This is a genomic window from Cupriavidus sp. 01T418 (genome assembly GCF_056398885.1).
Genome location: NZ_JBFTQG010000044.1, coordinates 41,096 through 56,920 on the forward strand (window position 1 = coordinate 41,096; position 15,825 = coordinate 56,920).

Annotated in this window: 28 protein-coding genes and 1 pseudogene; all 29 read right to left on the reverse strand. The window is 60.2% G+C overall.

What is annotated here, in order from left to right; all coding sequences use genetic code 11:
• Positions 1-99: 99 nt before the first annotated feature.
• Positions 100-1,080 carry a DNA-directed RNA polymerase subunit alpha gene (locus AC1DQ3_RS29260; RefSeq protein WP_477123636.1) on the reverse strand — a complete coding sequence of 327 codons (981 nt, stop codon included), beginning with the start codon at positions 1,078-1,080 and terminating at the stop codon, positions 100-102.
• Positions 1,081-1,262: 182 nt separating this feature from the next.
• The gene (gene rpsD, locus AC1DQ3_RS29265) at positions 1,263-1,886 is read right to left on the reverse strand and encodes a 30S ribosomal protein S4 (protein ID WP_006160429.1); all 624 of its coding nucleotides are present in this window, start codon (positions 1,884-1,886) and stop codon (positions 1,263-1,265) included.
• 320 nt (positions 1,887-2,206) lie between these two features.
• Positions 2,207-2,608: a 30S ribosomal protein S11 gene (gene rpsK / locus AC1DQ3_RS29270; protein WP_006160430.1), complete on the reverse strand. Its 402-nt coding sequence runs from the start codon at positions 2,606-2,608 to the stop codon at positions 2,207-2,209.
• A gap of 24 nt (positions 2,609-2,632) precedes the next feature.
• On the reverse strand, positions 2,633-2,998 hold the full coding sequence (gene rpsM, locus AC1DQ3_RS29275; RefSeq protein ID WP_006160431.1) for a 30S ribosomal protein S13: 366 nt from the start codon (positions 2,996-2,998) through the stop codon (positions 2,633-2,635).
• 19 nt (positions 2,999-3,017) lie between these two features.
• Positions 3,018-3,134 (reverse strand): 50S ribosomal protein L36, encoded by a 117-nt coding sequence (gene rpmJ / locus AC1DQ3_RS29280; RefSeq protein WP_006160433.1) that lies wholly within the window; start codon positions 3,132-3,134, stop codon positions 3,018-3,020.
• 31 nt (positions 3,135-3,165) lie between these two features.
• Positions 3,166-3,384 carry a translation initiation factor IF-1 gene (gene infA / locus AC1DQ3_RS29285; RefSeq protein WP_477123637.1) on the reverse strand — a complete coding sequence of 73 codons (219 nt, stop codon included), beginning with the start codon at positions 3,382-3,384 and terminating at the stop codon, positions 3,166-3,168.
• Between the two features lie 23 nt (positions 3,385-3,407).
• Entirely contained in the window at positions 3,408-4,751 is a 1,344-nt protein-coding gene (gene secY, locus AC1DQ3_RS29290; protein ID WP_006160437.1) for a preprotein translocase subunit SecY, read from the reverse strand.
• A 48-nt stretch (positions 4,752-4,799) separates the two neighbouring features.
• Positions 4,800-5,234: a 50S ribosomal protein L15 gene (gene rplO / locus AC1DQ3_RS29295; RefSeq protein ID WP_477123638.1), complete on the reverse strand. Its 435-nt coding sequence runs from the start codon at positions 5,232-5,234 to the stop codon at positions 4,800-4,802.
• 22 nt (positions 5,235-5,256) lie between these two features.
• Complete coding sequence (gene rpmD, locus AC1DQ3_RS29300; protein WP_006160440.1) at positions 5,257-5,439, reverse strand: 50S ribosomal protein L30; 183 nt, start codon at positions 5,437-5,439, stop codon at positions 5,257-5,259.
• A 13-nt stretch (positions 5,440-5,452) separates the two neighbouring features.
• Positions 5,453-5,971 (reverse strand): 30S ribosomal protein S5, encoded by a 519-nt coding sequence (rpsE, locus tag AC1DQ3_RS29305; protein ID WP_006160449.1) that lies wholly within the window; start codon positions 5,969-5,971, stop codon positions 5,453-5,455.
• 21 nt (positions 5,972-5,992) lie between these two features.
• A complete protein-coding gene (rplR, locus tag AC1DQ3_RS29310) occupies positions 5,993-6,349 on the reverse strand; it encodes a 50S ribosomal protein L18 (protein ID WP_043350338.1) in 357 nt (118 codons plus the stop codon).
• Positions 6,350-6,360: 11 nt separating this feature from the next.
• Positions 6,361-6,894: a 50S ribosomal protein L6 gene (gene rplF / locus AC1DQ3_RS29315; RefSeq protein WP_477123639.1), complete on the reverse strand. Its 534-nt coding sequence runs from the start codon at positions 6,892-6,894 to the stop codon at positions 6,361-6,363.
• A 9-nt stretch (positions 6,895-6,903) separates the two neighbouring features.
• Positions 6,904-7,299: a 30S ribosomal protein S8 gene (gene rpsH, locus AC1DQ3_RS29320; protein WP_017225229.1), complete on the reverse strand. Its 396-nt coding sequence runs from the start codon at positions 7,297-7,299 to the stop codon at positions 6,904-6,906.
• 27 nt (positions 7,300-7,326) lie between these two features.
• Entirely contained in the window at positions 7,327-7,632 is a 306-nt protein-coding gene (gene rpsN, locus AC1DQ3_RS29325; RefSeq protein WP_477123640.1) for a 30S ribosomal protein S14, read from the reverse strand.
• Positions 7,633-7,641: 9 nt separating this feature from the next.
• Positions 7,642-8,184: a 50S ribosomal protein L5 gene (rplE, locus tag AC1DQ3_RS29330; protein ID WP_006160458.1), complete on the reverse strand. Its 543-nt coding sequence runs from the start codon at positions 8,182-8,184 to the stop codon at positions 7,642-7,644.
• Positions 8,185-8,209: 25 nt separating this feature from the next.
• Complete coding sequence (gene rplX / locus AC1DQ3_RS29335) at positions 8,210-8,518, reverse strand: 50S ribosomal protein L24 (protein ID WP_035870755.1); 309 nt, start codon at positions 8,516-8,518, stop codon at positions 8,210-8,212.
• Between the two features lie 9 nt (positions 8,519-8,527).
• Entirely contained in the window at positions 8,528-8,896 is a 369-nt protein-coding gene (gene rplN, locus AC1DQ3_RS29340; protein WP_017225233.1) for a 50S ribosomal protein L14, read from the reverse strand.
• A 276-nt stretch (positions 8,897-9,172) separates the two neighbouring features.
• On the reverse strand, positions 9,173-9,451 hold the full coding sequence (gene rpsQ, locus AC1DQ3_RS29345; protein WP_020203849.1) for a 30S ribosomal protein S17: 279 nt from the start codon (positions 9,449-9,451) through the stop codon (positions 9,173-9,175).
• On the reverse strand, positions 9,448-9,642 hold the full coding sequence (rpmC, locus tag AC1DQ3_RS29350; protein WP_020203850.1) for a 50S ribosomal protein L29: 195 nt from the start codon (positions 9,640-9,642) through the stop codon (positions 9,448-9,450). The genes rpsQ and rpmC overlap by 4 nt, the downstream gene beginning before the upstream one ends.
• 11 nt (positions 9,643-9,653) lie before the next feature.
• Positions 9,654-10,070 (reverse strand): 50S ribosomal protein L16, encoded by a 417-nt coding sequence (gene rplP / locus AC1DQ3_RS29355; protein WP_006160465.1) that lies wholly within the window; start codon positions 10,068-10,070, stop codon positions 9,654-9,656.
• A gap of 2 nt (positions 10,071-10,072) precedes the next feature.
• On the reverse strand, positions 10,073-10,879 hold the full coding sequence (gene rpsC, locus AC1DQ3_RS29360; protein WP_477123641.1) for a 30S ribosomal protein S3: 807 nt from the start codon (positions 10,877-10,879) through the stop codon (positions 10,073-10,075).
• 9 nt (positions 10,880-10,888) lie between these two features.
• Positions 10,889-11,218 carry a 50S ribosomal protein L22 gene (gene rplV, locus AC1DQ3_RS29365; protein ID WP_006160469.1) on the reverse strand — a complete coding sequence of 110 codons (330 nt, stop codon included), beginning with the start codon at positions 11,216-11,218 and terminating at the stop codon, positions 10,889-10,891.
• A 9-nt stretch (positions 11,219-11,227) separates the two neighbouring features.
• On the reverse strand, positions 11,228-11,503 hold the full coding sequence (gene rpsS, locus AC1DQ3_RS29370) for a 30S ribosomal protein S19 (RefSeq protein WP_477123642.1): 276 nt from the start codon (positions 11,501-11,503) through the stop codon (positions 11,228-11,230).
• 21 nt (positions 11,504-11,524) lie between these two features.
• Positions 11,525-12,355, reverse strand: a complete 831-nt coding sequence (rplB, locus tag AC1DQ3_RS29375) for a 50S ribosomal protein L2 (RefSeq protein ID WP_477123643.1) — start codon at positions 12,353-12,355, stop codon at positions 11,525-11,527.
• Positions 12,356-12,357: 2 nt separating this feature from the next.
• Positions 12,358-12,672 carry a 50S ribosomal protein L23 gene (rplW, locus tag AC1DQ3_RS29380; RefSeq protein WP_006160473.1) on the reverse strand — a complete coding sequence of 105 codons (315 nt, stop codon included), beginning with the start codon at positions 12,670-12,672 and terminating at the stop codon, positions 12,358-12,360.
• Complete coding sequence (gene rplD, locus AC1DQ3_RS29385; protein WP_010812396.1) at positions 12,669-13,289, reverse strand: 50S ribosomal protein L4; 621 nt, start codon at positions 13,287-13,289, stop codon at positions 12,669-12,671. The genes rplW and rplD overlap by 4 nt, the downstream gene beginning before the upstream one ends.
• Positions 13,290-13,300: 11 nt before the next feature.
• Positions 13,301-13,951 carry a 50S ribosomal protein L3 gene (gene rplC / locus AC1DQ3_RS29390; RefSeq protein WP_477123644.1) on the reverse strand — a complete coding sequence of 217 codons (651 nt, stop codon included), beginning with the start codon at positions 13,949-13,951 and terminating at the stop codon, positions 13,301-13,303.
• Between the two features lie 393 nt (positions 13,952-14,344).
• Positions 14,345-14,653, reverse strand: a complete 309-nt coding sequence (rpsJ, locus tag AC1DQ3_RS29395) for a 30S ribosomal protein S10 (protein ID WP_006160488.1) — start codon at positions 14,651-14,653, stop codon at positions 14,345-14,347.
• A 94-nt stretch (positions 14,654-14,747) separates the two neighbouring features.
• Positions 14,748-15,823, reverse strand: a pseudogene (tuf, locus tag AC1DQ3_RS29400) (elongation factor Tu).
• Positions 15,824-15,825: the final 2 nt, after the last annotated feature.

Genomic DNA, 15,825 nt, shown 5'->3' on the forward strand with positions numbered 1-15,825 from the left:
GTGCGGCGCGGGCCGGTAGTCTATTGAGCAGCCGGCACATGCCGGTTGCCAGGATTACCGGCGCGGTGACGGGATCAACCCGCCGCCGCGCCAGGCAAATTACTTCTCCAGCCCTGCGGGCGGCCAGTTCTCGAGCTTCATGCCGAGGGTCAGGCCGCGCGAAGCCAGCACTTCCTTGATTTCGTTGAGCGACTTGCGACCCAGGTTCGGGGTCTTCAGCAGCTCGTTCTCGGTACGCTGGATCAGGTCGCCGATGTAGTAGATGTTTTCGGCCTTCAGGCAGTTGGCCGAACGCACCGTCAGCTCCAGGTCGTCGACCGGGCGCAGCAGGATCGGATCGATCTGCGGCGTACGGCTCGAAGCGGCTTCCGCCGACGACTCGGTGCCTTCCAGCGCCGCGAACACCGACAACTGGTCGACCAGGATGCGCGCCGATTGACGAATCGCTTCCTCGGGCGAAATCACGCCGTCGGTTTCGATGTTCATCACCAGCTTGTCGAGGTCGGTACGCTGTTCCACACGCGCCGATTCGACTGCGTACGAAACGCGACGCACCGGCGAGAACGAAGCGTCCAGCACGATGCGGCCAATGACCTTGCCCGCCTCGTCGCCGAATTTGCGCACGTTGCCCGGAACATAACCACGGCCCTGTTCGACCTTGATCTGCATGTCCATCTTGCCGCCGGCCGACAGGTGAGCGATCACGTGGCCGGGGTTGATGATCTCGACATCGTGCGGCAGCTCGATATCGGCCGCCGTCACAACGCCTTCGCCTTCCTTGCGCAGCGACACCGTGACTTCGTCGCGGTTGTGCAGCTTGAAGACCACACCCTTCAGATTCAGCAGCAGGTTGACTACATCTTCCTGCACGCCATCGATGGTGGAGTACTCATGGACCACCCCAGCGATCGTGACTTCGGTCGGGGCATAACCGACCATCGACGACAGCAGCACGCGACGCAGGGCGTTACCGAGCGTATGGCCATAGCCACGCTCGAACGGCTCCATCACGACCTTGGCGTGATGGTCGCCGAGCGGCTCCACGGCAATAATTTTAGGCTTGAGTAGTGCTGTTTGCATTAGGTTGTCCTTTTCAATACCCTCGGCTCGTTACACCGATAAGGCTGACGTATGGAACCTGAAAATCCCATCGCACGATGGGCAATAAGCCCGGCGCGCGGCAGCGCGTCGGGCTGAAAGTGAAGCTTGGCGGGAAGCGCAAGCCCCTGGCCGTTCGATGGTGTCGGTCAGAATTCGTGTGATTAACGCGAATACAATTCGACGATCAGGCTTTCGTTGATGTCACCCGAGATGTCGGCGCGATCCGGCACTTGCTTGAACGTGCCTTCGAACTTCTTCGCGTCCACGGCAACCCAAGCCGGGAAACCCGATTGCTCAGCCAGCGACAGCGCCTCGGCGATACGGACTTGCTTCTTGGACTGCTCGCGGATGGTGATGACGTCACCAGCCTTGACCTGAGCCGACGGCACGTTCAGGGCTTGACCGTTCAGCAGGATCGCCTTGTGCGATACCAGCTGGCGCGCTTCAGCGCGCGTCGAGCCGAAGCCCATGCGGTACACGACGTTGTCCAGGCGCGATTCCAGCAGCTGCAGCAGCTTCTCGCCGGTGTTGCCCTTGCGGCGGTCGGCTTCAGCGAAGTAGCGGCGGAACTGGCGCTCGAGCACGCCATAGATACGCTTGACCTTCTGCTTTTCACGCAGTTGGTTGCCGTAGTCGGAGGTGCGTGCACCCGAGGTGCGGCCGTGCTGGCCCGGCTTGCTGTCCAGCTTGCACTTGTCTGCAAGCGAGCGGCGCGCGCTCTTCAGGAACAGGTCAGTACCTTCACGGCGAGAGAGTTTGGCCTTCGGGCCGATATAACGTGCCACTTTATCTTCCTTCCTGATCGATCGCGGCGCCTTGTTCGACGCGCCGCGAGTCCGCCTTCTCCGCCCTGGTCTGGGTCCTGGTTGCGGGACGCATGAGTGGGCGCGAGTGGTGGACGGTGGGCTTATCCAGCGCGTTCCCCTGCGGGCACGCGCAAAAGCATGACTAAGCTAACTACTGCGCCAGGCGACGGGTAAATCAATCGCAAAAACGCAAAACGAAAACCTGCTGCAAACAGATGCAGCAGGTCAACGTGCGATGCTACCACACCAGGCTACGGGCGGGGAAGACCCCGCTCGAATCCCGGGTATGACACCAGCACTTAGATCCGACGGCGCTTCGGCGGACGGCAGCCGTTGTGCGGCACCGGCGTCACATCTTCGATGATCGAGATCTTGATGCCGAGCGCGTTCAGGGCACGCACAGCCGATTCACGGCCAGGGCCGGGGCCCTTGATGCGCACGTCCAGGTTCTTGATACCCTGGTCTTGCGCCACGCGGCCGGCGTTCTCCGCAGCAACCTGGGCTGCGAAGGGCGTCGACTTGCGCGAACCCTTGAAGCCCTGGCCACCCGAGGTTGCCCATGCCAGGGCATTGCCCTGACGGTCGGTGATCGTGATGATGGTGTTGTTGAACGAAGCGTGGACGTGCGCAATGCCGTCGGCAACGTTCTTCTTGACCTTCTTACGCGCGCGCTGGGCGGCGTTATTCGGACCTTTTGCCATTAGTTTCTTCCTCTGCCTTCGGCTTTACTTCTTCAGAGCCACGCCGGCCTTACGCGGACCCTTGCGAGTACGGGCGTTGGTGCGGGTGCGCTGACCGCGCATCGGGAGACCCCTGCGGTGACGGACGCCACGATAGCAACCAAGGTCCATGAGACGCTTGATGTTCATCGTGGTTTCACGACGCAGGTCACCCTCAACCGTGGCCTTGGCTACTTCGTCACGAAGCTTTTCCAGGTCGCCGTCGGTCAGGTCCTTGACCTTCTTGTCAAAGGGAACGCCGGTGGCCACGCAAATCTTGCGGGCGCGCGAGCGGCCGATACCGTAAATAGCCGTCAGGCCGATCTCGGTATGCTTGTGGTTCGGGATGTTAACCCCTGCGATACGTGCCATTCGTCAATCCTCTTTCCGATTAGCCTTGGCGTTGCTTGTGGCGGGGATCCGACGAGCAGATCACGCGCACGACACCGTTGCGCTTGATAACTTTGCAGTTGCGGCAAATGCGCTTAACAGAAGCCAGCACTTTCATGATTTTCCTCTTCCTTCAATTCCTGTTCGCTTCACTTCGTCCGAAAGACGATGCGCGCGCGTGACAGATCATATGGGGTCAGTTCAACCGTCACCCGATCACCCGGAAGAATCCGGATGTAGTTCATTCGCATCTTGCCGGAGATATGGCCCAGCACTACATGGCCGTTGTCCAGCTCGACGCGGAACGTCGCGTTGGGGAGGTTTTCCAGGACCTCCCCCTGCATCTGGATGACGTCGTCTTTTGCCATACCTAGCCTGTACCGACCCGGCTTCAGCGCAAGGTCAGATTACCCTTGAAATTCGCCTTCTTCAGCAGGGACTCATATTGCTGCGACATGACATAGGACTGGACCTGGGCCATGAAGTCCATCGTGACGACCACGATGATCAGCAACGAGGTTCCGCCAAAATAGAACGGAACGTTCCAGCGCAGTACCAGGAATTCCGGCAACAGGCAGACCAGTGTGATGTAGATCGCACCAGCCAGCGTCAGACGGACAAGAATCTTGTCGATGTAGCGCGTCGTCTGCTCGCCCGGACGTATGCCCGGAATGAAGGCACCGCTTTTCTTCAGGTTGTCCGCCACTTCCCGGCTGTTGTACACAAGAGCCGTATAGAAGAAGCAGAAAAATATAATCGCAGCAGCGTACAGCAGGATGTAGACCGGCTGTCCCGGCGACAGTGTCGCAGCCAGGTCCTTGATGAACCGGCCGGCGGCGCTCGTCGAGTCAGAGGTGAACCAACCCGCGATGGTCGCCGGGAACAGGATGATCGACGATGCGAAGATCGGCGGAATCACCCCTGCCATGTTCAGCTTCAGCGGCAGGTGCGACGATTGCCCGCCATACACCTTGTTGCCGACCTGACGCTTGGCATAGTTCACCAGGATCTTGCGCTGGCCACGCTCGACAAACACCACGGCGAAGGTCACACCGGCGATGATTGCAACGATCAGGATCGATGCAATGATGCTCATGGAACCGGTGCGAACCAGTTCGAAGAGCCCGCCGATCGCGTTGGGCAAGCCCGCCGCGATACCGCCGAAGATGATGATCGAGATACCGTTGCCCAGACCCCGCTCGGTGATCTGCTCACCCAGCCACATCAGGAACATCGTACCGGTCACCAGCGTGATCACCGCCGTAGCCCGGAACATCAGGCCCGGATCGATCACCAGACCCGGCTGGGATTCCAGCGCGACTGCAATCGACAGCGCCTGGAAGGTGGCCAGGACCACCGTGCCGTAGCGCGTGTACTGCGTGATCTTGCGTTGACCCGCCTGCCCTTCCTTCTTCAGCGACTCCAGCTGCGGAAGCACGATCGTCAGCAATTGCATGATGATCGACGCCGAGATGTACGGCATGATGCCGAGCGCGAAGACGGTAAAGCGCGACAGCGCACCGCCCGAGAACAGGTTGAACATCCCGAGGATGCCACCCGACTGACTCTGGAAAAGCTTCGCAAGCTGTTCAGGATCGATTCCCGGCACCGGAATATGCGCTCCGATGCGGTACACGATCAAGGCCAGCACCAGGAACATCAGCCGGCGCTTCAGGTCGCCGTACTTCGCCGTGTTCTTGGCTTGCGTGCTTGCATTGGGTTTCGCCGTGGCCAAACGATGCTCCGACTGTGACTCGCCTATGCTGCGAAATCTGCTGCTAAATTACGCCGCGATCTGACCGCCGGCGGCTTCGATCGCAGCCTTGGCACCAGCGGTGGCGCCCAGACCCTTGATCGTAACCTTGCGGGTCAGCTCACCAGCCTTGATGACCTTGGCGCTCTTGACCAGCTCGGCCACCAGGCCAGCTTGCTTCAGAACCAGCAGGTCCACCTCGGTGGCTTCCAGGCGCTCGATATCACGCAGGCTGACTTCGGCGTTGAAGACTTTCGTCAGCGACGTGAAGCCACGCTTCGGCAGGCGACGATACAGCGGCATCTGACCGCCTTCGAAGCCGACCTTGTGGAAGCCGCCCGAACGCGACTTCTGACCCTTGTGACCACGGCCGGCAGTCTTGCCCAGGCCGGAGCCGATACCGCGGCCGACGCGACGCTTGGCGTGCTTCGAACCGTCGGCCGGTTTCAGGTTGTTGAGTTGCATCTTGCTCTCCGTGTCCCGGGACTCAGGCCAGAACCTTGACCAGGTACGAGACCTTGTTGATCATGCCGCGCACGGCGGGCGTGTCCTGCAGCTCCGACACCGAATTGATACGGCGCAGGCCCAGGCCACGGACGGTGGCGCGATGATCCTCACGCGTGCCGATCAGGCTGCGCACGAGTTGCACTTTTACGGTTTGTTGCGACATTTCGTCCGACTCCTTAACCGAGGATGTCTTCAACCGACTTGCCGCGCTTGGCGGCGATCTCGCCGGGCGTGCTCATCTTTTGAAGACCGTCCAGCGTGGCGCGAACCATGTTGTACGGATTGGTCGAGCCGTGCGACTTGGTGACGACGTTGGTCACGCCCATCACCTCGAAAATCGCGCGCATCGGGCCGCCGGCGATCACGCCGGTACCTTCCTTCGCCGGCATCATCAGCACCTTGGCGGCGCCGTGCTTGCCCACGACTTCGTGTTGCAGCGTGCCGTTCTTCAGCGAGACCTTGACCATCTTGCGACGGGCTTCGTCCATTGCCTTCTGAACTGCGACCGGCACTTCCTTGGCCTTGCCCTTGCCCATGCCGATGCGGCCATCGCCGTCACCAACCACGGTCAGCGCAGCGAAACCGAGAATCCGGCCGCCCTTCACCACCTTGGTGACGCGGTTGACCGAGATCATCTTCTCGCGGAGGCCGTCGTCGCGTTCGTCCTGCTGGACTTTTGCTTGCATTTTTGCCATGACGTATCTCTCTATGTGCGCTTAGAACTTAAGGCCGGCTTCGCGAGCTGCGTCAGCCAGTGCCTTCACGCGACCATGGAAGCGGAAGCCGCCGCGATCGAACGCAACGGTTTCCACGCCGGCAGCCTTCGCCTTTTCGGCGATGCGCTTGCCAATCAGGGTCGCGGCGGCGGCGGTAGCACCGCTGCCAGTCAGTTCCTTGCGCACTTCTGCCTCGGCGGTCGAAGCCGATGCCAGCACTTGCGTGCCGCACGGCGAGTAGACCTGGGCGTAAATATGCGAATTCGTACGGAACACGGTCAGACGGTTGATCTTCAACTCCGCGATTTTGGCGCGGGTCTGACGTGCACGGCGCAAACGAGCGTCTTTCTTGTTCATGATTGCACCCCTTACTTCTTCTTGGTTTCCTTCAGGATGACGCGCTCGTCGGCGTAACGAACACCCTTGCCCTTATAGGGCTCAGGCGGACGGTACGCGCGGACTTCCGCAGCAACCTGACCGACTTTCTGCTTGTCCGCACCCTTGATGATGATCTCGGTCTGCGTGGGCGTTGTCGCCGTCACGCCTTCCGGCATCGCATGGATCACGTCGTGCGAGAAACCAAGCTGGAGCTTCAGCGCAGTACCTTGCAGCTGGGCACGATAGCCCACGCCGACCAGGTTAAGCTTGCGCTCGAAACCGGTGGTCACACCCTTGACCATATTGGCCACCAGGGCGCGCATGGTGCCCTGCAGTGCGTTTGCTTCGCGCGATTCATCAGCGGGGACGAAGGTCAGCGTGTCGTTTTCGACATTGACCTTGACCAGGCTGTGGATCGGCTGCGTCAGCGTGCCGAGCGGGCCCTTGATGGAGAGCACGCCAGCTGCCAGATTCACTTCAGCGCCTTTGGGCAGCGCGATGGGAGCCTTACCTACACGGGACATGGTTACTCCTTACGCGACGTAGCAAAGAACTTCGCCGCCCACGCCAGTGGCACGTGCCTTGCGATCGGTCATCAGACCCTGGGGGGTCGAGATGATTGCGACACCGAGGCCGTTCATCACTTGGGGAATGTCGCTGCGGCCCTTGTACACGCGCAGGCCAGGCTTCGAGACGCGCTCAATGCGCTCGATGACCGGACGGCCGGCGTAGTACTTCAGACCGATGCTCAGTTGTGCCTTGCCGCCTTCTTCCTTCACGGCGTAGTCGTCGATATAGCCTTCGTCCTTCAGGACTTTGGCGATTGCCACTTTCAGCTTCGACGACGGCATGACAACCGACGCTTTCTGCACGCCTTGGGCGTTGCGGATGCGCGTCAGCATATCGGCGATAGGATCGCTCATGCTCATACTGTTTCTCCTGTAGCCTGTGCGTAATTACCAGCTGGCTTTCGTCAGACCCGGGATTTCGCCACGGAAGGCGATTTCACGGATCTTATTACGCGCCAGGCCAAACTTGCGGAAGGTACCGCGGGGACGACCGGTGATCGCGCAGCGGTTACGCTGGCGAGTCGGGTTAGCGTTACGCGGGAGCTGTTGCAGCTCGAGACGCGCGGTATAACGCTCTTCTTCCGACTTTTCCTGGTCGTCGATAATGGCCTTGAGGGACGCACGCTTGTCGGCATACTTTGCCACGAGCCTAGCGCGCTTCTTCTCACGTTCAATCAGAGCCAATTTAGCCACGGTTACCCCTTAATTACGGAACGGGAACTTGAATGCTGCGAGGAGCGCCTTTGCTTCCTCGTCATTCTTCGCCGTCGTCGTGATGCTGATGTTCAGACCACGCAGTGCGTCGATCTTGTCGTACTCGATTTCGGGGAAAATGATCTGCTCTTTCACACCGATGTTGTAGTTGCCACGACCATCGAACGAGCGGCCCGAAACGCCACGGAAGTCACGAACACGCGGCAGGGCCACGGTCACCAGACGATCCAGGAATTCGAACATGCGTTCGCCGCGCAGCGTCACCATCGCGCCGATGGGATAGCCCTGGCGGATCTTGAAGCCGGCGATTGCCTTCTTGGCCTTGGTCACCACCGGCTTTTGACCGGCGATCTTGGTCAGGTCGCCCACGGCCAGCTCAATGACCTTCTTGTCATTGATGGCTTCGCCAAGGCCCATGTTCAGGGTGATCTTGGTGATACGCGGCACTTCCATGACCGACTTGAAGCCAAACTGTTCGATCAGCTTCGGTACTACCTGTTCTTTGTAAAACTCTTGCAGACGTGCAGTCATGCTCAACTCCTATCTGTGCCCAGAATCAAGCTGCCACGACGGCACCGGTGGTCTTCAGCACGCGCACGCGCTTGCCGTCTTCCACCTTGATACCGACGCGCGACGGCTTGCCATTGGCATCCACGAGCGCAACGTTAGAAATATGCAACGGCATGACCTTGTCGATGACGCCACCGGTGGTGCCCAGCATCGGGTTCGGACGTGCGTGCTTCTTGGCAACGTTGACGCCTTCCACCACGACCTTGTCGCCGAGCATGGCTTGCACGGTGCCGCGCTTGCCCTTGTCTTTGCCGGTCAGGACGATGACTTCGTCGCCTTTACGAATCTTGTTCATGGCGGCTCCTTACAGCACTTCCGGCGCGAGCGACACGATCTTCATGAAGCGCTCGGTACGGAGTTCACGAGTCACCGGCCCGAAAATACGGGTGCCGATCGGCTCGAGCTTGGTGTTCAGCAGGACAGCGGCATTGCTGTCGAACTTGACGAGCGAACCATCTGCGCGACGCACGCCCTTGGCGGTACGCACGACGACGGCATTGTAAATATCGCCCTTCTTCACGCGACCGCGCGGCGCTGCGTCCTTGACGGTCACCTTGATGATGTCGCCTACGCTCGCATAGCGGCGCTTGGACCCACCCAGCACTTTGATGCACAGCACTTCGCGCGCACCAGTGTTATCGGCTACTTCGAGCCGGCTTTCTGTCTGAATCATGGTGTTATCTTCCCAACTTAATCCACCGGGCAACGCCCGCCGGTCAGTCTTGGTCCCGTCAGCCCCTGGCTTTGCGCCAGCAACCGTTTGGGTTGATCAACTTTGAAGTCGGTAGTTACCAGGCGGCCTGAACATGGTTAATCAGGAGCCGCTCGGCCAGGTTCGCTTCATCGACTCGCCCGGGTGATACAACTAAGGCGAATGCAACAAAGCGGAAGTCCAGGATTATAGCACATAACCCTGGACTCGCAAGCCAACCTAAAACCGTGTGGTTTTTTAGATGACGCGCGCAGCTTCGACCAGACGGGAAACCACCCAGGACTTGGTCCGCGACAGCGGACGCGATTCCTGGATCTCGACCTTGTCGCCTTCCTTGTACTGGTTGGCTTCGTCGTGTGCGTGGTACTTCTTGGAACGCAGCACGTACTTGCCGTACAGAGGATGCTTGACGCGGTTTTCGATCAGGACCGTGACGGTCTTGTCCATCTTGTCGCTAACTACCCGGCCGACCAGAGTGCGGCGAAGCGACGATTCCGTTTGTGCAGTTTCAGTCATTTCGTGGTCGCCTTCTCGTTCAGCACGGTTTGCACCCGCGCGATGTCCTTGCGCACCTTCTTCAGCTGGCTGGTGTTCTGCAGCTGTTGGGTGGCCTTTTGCATGCGCAGGCTAAATTGGGCCTTCAGCAGCTCGGAGAGCTCCTGGTTCAGCCCGGCGGCATCTTTGCCGCGAAGTTCGGATGCTTTCATCCCTGCTCTCCTTACGTCCCGACCTGGCGCACCACGAAATTGGTAGCGATCGGCAGCTTGGCGGCCGCGAGGCGGAACGCCTCACGAGCCAGCTCTTCCGTCACGCCATCCATTTCGTACAGCATCTTGCCCGGCTGGATTTCTGCCACGTAGTATTCCGGATTACCCTTGCCGTTACCCATACGGACTTCGGCGGGCTTCTTCGAGATCGGCTTGTCCGGGAAAATCCGGATCCAGATGCGGCCGCCACGCTTGATGTGACGGGTCATCGCACGACGTGCCGACTCGATCTGACGAGCCGTCAGACGACCACGGCCCATCGCCTTCAGGCCGAATTCGCCGAAAGACACGGCGTTGCCACGGGTAGCCTTACCCGTGTTGCGGCCTTTCTGCTCCTTGCGGTATTTTCTGCGCTTAGGTTGCAGCATCGTTATTCTCCACTCTTCGCATCTGCGCCAGGAGCGCGGCGACCTGCACCGGCACCCGCGCCACCGCGGCGGTTGCCACCCGGACGGCCGCCTTCGCCTTCACGGCGGCGACCATCGGGACGACCACCCGGGCGACGACGACGCTCGTCTTGCGGCTCTTCCACCACCGGCGCATCGTTGCGGCCGAGGTGATCACCCTTGTAGACCCACACCTTGACACCAATGATGCCGTAGGTGGTTTCTGCTTCGGAGAAGCCGTAGTCGATGTCAGCGCGCAGGGTGTGCAGGGGCACACGGCCTTCGCGATACCACTCGGTACGAGCGATTTCGATGCCGTTCAGGCGACCGGCGCTCATGATCTTGATGCCCTGGGCACCGAGGCGCATCGCGTTCTGCATCGCGCGCTTCATGGCGCGGCGGAACATGATACGGCGCTCGAGCTGCTGGGTGATCGAGTCGGCGATCAGCTGCGCATCGGTTTCCGGCTTGCGGATTTCCTCGATGTTCACGTGCACGGGCACACCCATGCGGCGTTGCAGCTCGGCCTTGAGCAGTTCGATATCCTCACCCTTCTTGCCGATCACCACGCCCGGACGCGAGCTATAAATGGTGATACGTGCATTGCGGGCGGGGCGCTCGATCACGACGCGGCCTACCGAAGCGTTCTTGAGCCTCTTCTTCAGAAACTCGCGAACTTCGATGTCTTCCTTCAGCATGCCGGCGAACTTCGTGTTGTTGGCGTACCAACGCGAAGCCCAGTTACGGCTGACGGCCAGACGGAAGCCAGTCGGATGAATCTTCTGTCCCATCGTGACTCCTTAGTTGCCCAGCGTCACAGTGATGTGACAAGTTTGTTTCTCGATACGGTTGCCGCGGCCCTTTGCTCGTGCCGTGAAACGCTTGAGCGAGGTTGCCTTGTCGACGAAGATGGTCTTGACCTTCAGTTCGTCGATGTCGGCGCCTTCGTTGTGCTCGGCGTTGGCGATGGCCGATTCGACCACCTTCTTCACGATGACGGCCGCCTTTTTCGGGCTGAACGTCAGGACGTTCAGCGCGCGCTCGATCGGCAGACCGCGGATCTGGTCAGCGACCAGGCGCGTTTTCTGGGCGGAGATGCGGGCACCGCGATGAATCGCTTTCACTTCCATGATGGCACCTTACCTCTTCGCTTTCTTGTCGGCCGCGTGGCCCTTGAACGTACGCGTGAGCGCAAATTCACCGAGCTTGTGGCCAACCATGTTTTCCGAAACATACACCGGCACGTGTTGACGGCCGTTGTGTACGGCGATCGTCAGGCCGATGAAGTCCGGCAGAATGGTCGAGCGACGCGACCAAGTCTTGATGGGCTTCTTGTCCTTGCCGGCTGTGGCCGCTTCCACCTTTTTCAGCAGGTGGGCGTCACAGAACGGACCCTTTTTTGCGGAACGTGTCATGTCTAGGCTCCTACCTACCGATTAACGCTTGTGGCGGCGCTGCACGATCATGCTGGCAGTGCGCTTGTTGCTGCGGGTACGGTAACCCTTGGCCGGGGTACCCCACGGCGAAACGGGATCACGACCTGCAGCGGTCTTGCCTTCACCACCACCGTGCGGGTGGTCCACCGGGTTCATCACAACGCCGCGAACCGTCGGGCGGATACCGCGCCAACGATTTGCACCGGCCTTGCCGATGACGCGCAGGCTATGCTCTTCGTTACCGACTTCACCGATGGTGGCGCGGCATTCGATGTGAACGCGACGCACTTCACCGGAGCGCAGGCGAACCTGAGCGTAGATGCCTTCACGAGCCAGCAGCACAGCGGAACCGCCGGCAGCGCGCGCGATCTGAGCGCCCTTGCCCGGCAGCATTTCCACGCAGTGGATGGTGGTACCAACCGGAATGTTGCGGATCGGCAGGTTGTTACCCGACTTGATCGCAGCTTCCGAGCCGTTCATCAGCGACTGGCCAACTACCATGCCCTTGGTGGCGATGATGTAGCGGCGCTCGCCGTCGGCGAACAGCACCAGCGCGATATTGGCGCTGCGGTTCGGATCGTATTCCAGGCGCTCGACCTTGGCGGGGATGCCGTCCTTGTCGTTGCGCTTGAAGTCGACCATACGGTAGTGGTGCTTATGACCACCGCCCTTGTGGCGGGTGGTGATATGACCATTGTTGTTGCGGCCCGACTTCTGGAATTGCTTTTCCAGCAGCGGAGCGTGGGGCGCGCCCTTGTGCAGGTTGGCGTTAACCACCTTCACCATGGAGCGACGGCCCGGCGACGTCGGCTTAGTCTTGACGAGTGCCATGATTACTTGGCCTCCGCTTCAAAATTGATTTCCTGACCCGGCTTGAGCGAAACGTAAGCCTTCTTCACGTGGTTGCGACGCCCCATGAAACGGCCAAAGCGCTTTTGCTTGCCCTTCTGGTTCAGGATCTGAACGGACTGCACCTCGACCTTGAACAGCAGTTCGACTGCCGCCTTCACGTCTGCCTTGTTGGCATCGCGAGCGACTTCGAACACGACCTGTTCGTTCTTGTCGGCGACCAGGGTTGCCTTTTCGGAAACCACCGGCGCGAGCAGCACCTGCATCAAACGATGATCGTTCTTGGCTACTTGCGTCATTTCAGCAACTCCTCGATCTGCGCGACGGCTGCCTTGGTCACCAGCACCTTCTTGTAGTGCACGAGCGACAGCGGGTCAGCCTGGCGCGGCTCGACAACTGCCACGTGCGGCAGATTGCGCGAAGCCAGGTAGAGGTTTTCGTCGAGGCTGTCGGTGATGATCAGCACCGAATCCAGGCCCATGGCCTTGAACTTGTCGGCCAAGAGCTTGGTCTTGGGCGCATCGACGGTGAAACCGTCCACCACGTTGATACGACCTTCACGTGCGAGCTGCGAGTAAATCGAGCGCATACCGGCACGGAACATCTTCTTGTTGACCTTCTGGGTGAAGTTCTCTTCCGGCGAATTCGGGAAGATGCGGCCGCCCCCGCGCCACAGCGGCGAGGAAGACATACCGGCACGGGCGCGACCCGTACCCTTCTGGCGCCAAGGCTTCTTGGTCGTGTGCTTGACCTCTTCACGATCCTTCTGCTTACGGTTACCGCTGCGAGCGTTGGCCTGGTAAGCGACGACGATCTGGTGAACGAGGGCTTCGTTGTAGTCACGGCCGAAGACTTCGGGCGAAGCGTCAACGCCCGCGCCGATCTGGCCATTGTCCTGGAGGAGCTTGAGTTCCATTGATTCGCTCCTTAAGCTTTGGCTTTGGCCTTGACGGCCGGGGTAACGATAACCTTGCCGCCCTTGGAGCCGGGAATGGCGCCCTTGACCAGCAGCAGCTTGCGCTCTGCGTCGATCTTGGCGATTTCCAGGTTCTGGACGGTGCGGGTGACGTCACCCAGATGGCCGGTCATGCGCTTGCCGGGGAACACACGGCCCGGATCTTGCGCCATACCGATGGAACCCGGCACGTTGTGCGAACGCGAGTTACCGTGGGTGGCACGACCCGATGCGAAATGGTGACGCTTGATGGTACCGGCGTAGCCCTTACCGATGGTCACGCCCTGGACGTCGATCTTCTGACCGACTTCGAACAGGTCGACCGACAGCGTACCGCCAGCTTGCAGTTCGCCAGCCTTAGCGGCATCGATACGGAATTCGCGGATGATTTCACCAGCTTCAACACCAGCTTTGGCAAGGTGACCTGCCAGGGGCTTGGTGATGCGGCTAGCGCGGCGTGCGCCGAAAGTGACTTGAACCGAGGTATAACCGTCGGTCTCGTCCGTCTTGATTTGTGTCACGCGGTTGTCGCCGACCTCGACCACGGTAACGGGAATTGAATCGCCGTCGTCCGTGAAAATACGGGTCATGCCAACCTTGCGACCTACAAGGCCAAGGCTCATGGTTTGCTCCATTCCCAGCTGCGATTGGCCGGGGCTGATTAAATACACGAAAACAGTGTTTGCAGTGCGGGGCCTGCGCTGAAGAAGACTGCGCGCGGCCAAATTGGCCAGCCCACTACCCATAGACAAACGGGTAGCCTTACACTATATCTCAGCGGTCTGGAAAGTGCAAGCGCGGTTTGGGAAGTTAGGGCTGGGCGCGGCACGGGTGTTGTTTTGCGATGTTTGCGTCGAAGTGCCGAAGCAGCCTGCGCTACCGCCCTATCCTGACGAACTCCCCGCCGGGACAGACACTGCGCCCGCGCGGGGCCGCCCGAAAAGCAAGAACGGCGAACCGAAGTCCGCCGTTCCTGTTTGCTCAACACCGCTTGAGGCGGTCTTGTGCGAAATACCTTACACCTTGATTTCGACGTCGACGCCGGCCGGCAGGTCGAGCTTCATCAGTGCGTCAACGGTCTTGTCGGTAGGATCGACGATGTCCATCAGGCGCTGGTGAGTACGGATCTCGAACTGATCACGGCTCGTCTTGTTGACGTGCGGCGAACGCAGGATGTCGAAGCGCTGGATACGGGTCGGCAGGGGCACGGGACCCTTGACGATCGCGCCGGTGCGCTTGGCGGTATCCACGATTTCGGCTGCCGACTGGTCGATCAGGCGATAGTCGAAAGCCTTCAGGCGGATACGGATCTTCTGGTTCTGCATGATATTTCCTTTAAAGAGCGATGGGCGGCGAGCGCCCTGGAACATGGGAGCAAGCCGACAGTATTGTACCGCCGGCCTGCCCCAGGAAGTTTGCTTAGTCGAGGATCTTTGCCACGACGCCGGCGCCGACGGTACGACCGCCTTCACGGATGGCGAAACGCAGACCTTCTTCCATGGCGATCGGGGCAATCAGCTTGACCGTGATCGACACGTTGTCACCCGGCATGACCATTTCCTTGTCCTTCCGGTGAAGTGCGTGTGCGGCTTGATCGAACCCGGCTTGCACAGCACCTGGCCGCGCTCGACGTCTTCGCGCTTCGTGCCGCGCAGCAGCAGACCCACGTTGTCGCCAGCCTGACCCTGGTCCAGCAGCTTGCGGAACATTTCCACGCCGGTGCAGATGGTCTTGACCGTCGGCTTGATGCCCACGATTTCGATTTCTTCACCGACCTTGATGATGCCGCGCTCGATACGACCGGTCACAACCGTGCCACGGCCCGAGATCGAGAACACGTCTTCCACCGGCATCAGGAAGGTACCGTCGATGGCACGTTCCGGCGTCGGGATGTAGGTGTCCAGTGCGTCGGCCAGCGCCAGGATCGCCACTTCGCCCAGCTCGCCCTTGTCGCCTTCCAGCGCCAGCTTGGCCGAACCCTTGATGATCGGGGTGTCGTCGCCGGGGAACTCGTACTTCGACAGCAGTTCGCGCACTTCCATTTCGACCAGCTCGAGCAGCTCGGCGTCGTCGACCATGTCGCACTTGTTCAGGAACACGATGATGTAAGGCACGCCAACCTGGCGGGCCAGCAGGATGTGCTCGCGGGTCTGGGGCATGGGGCCGTCAGCGGCCGAGCACACCAGGATCGCGCCGTCCATCTGTGCGGCGCCCGTGATCATGTTCTTCACATAGTCAGCGTGGCCCGGGCAGTCAACGTGCGCGTAGTGGCGGTTAGCCGTCTCGTACTCGACGTGGGCGGTATTGATGGTAATACCACGTGCCTTTTCTTCCGGCGCTGCGTCGATTTCGTCGTACTTCTTGGCCGAGCCGCCAAACTTGGCTGCCAGCACCGTAGCAATCGCGGCCGTCAGCGTGGTCTTGCCATGGTCAACGTGACCAATCGTGCCAACGTTCACGTGCGGCTTAGTCCGCTCGAACTTTTCCTTTGCCATTT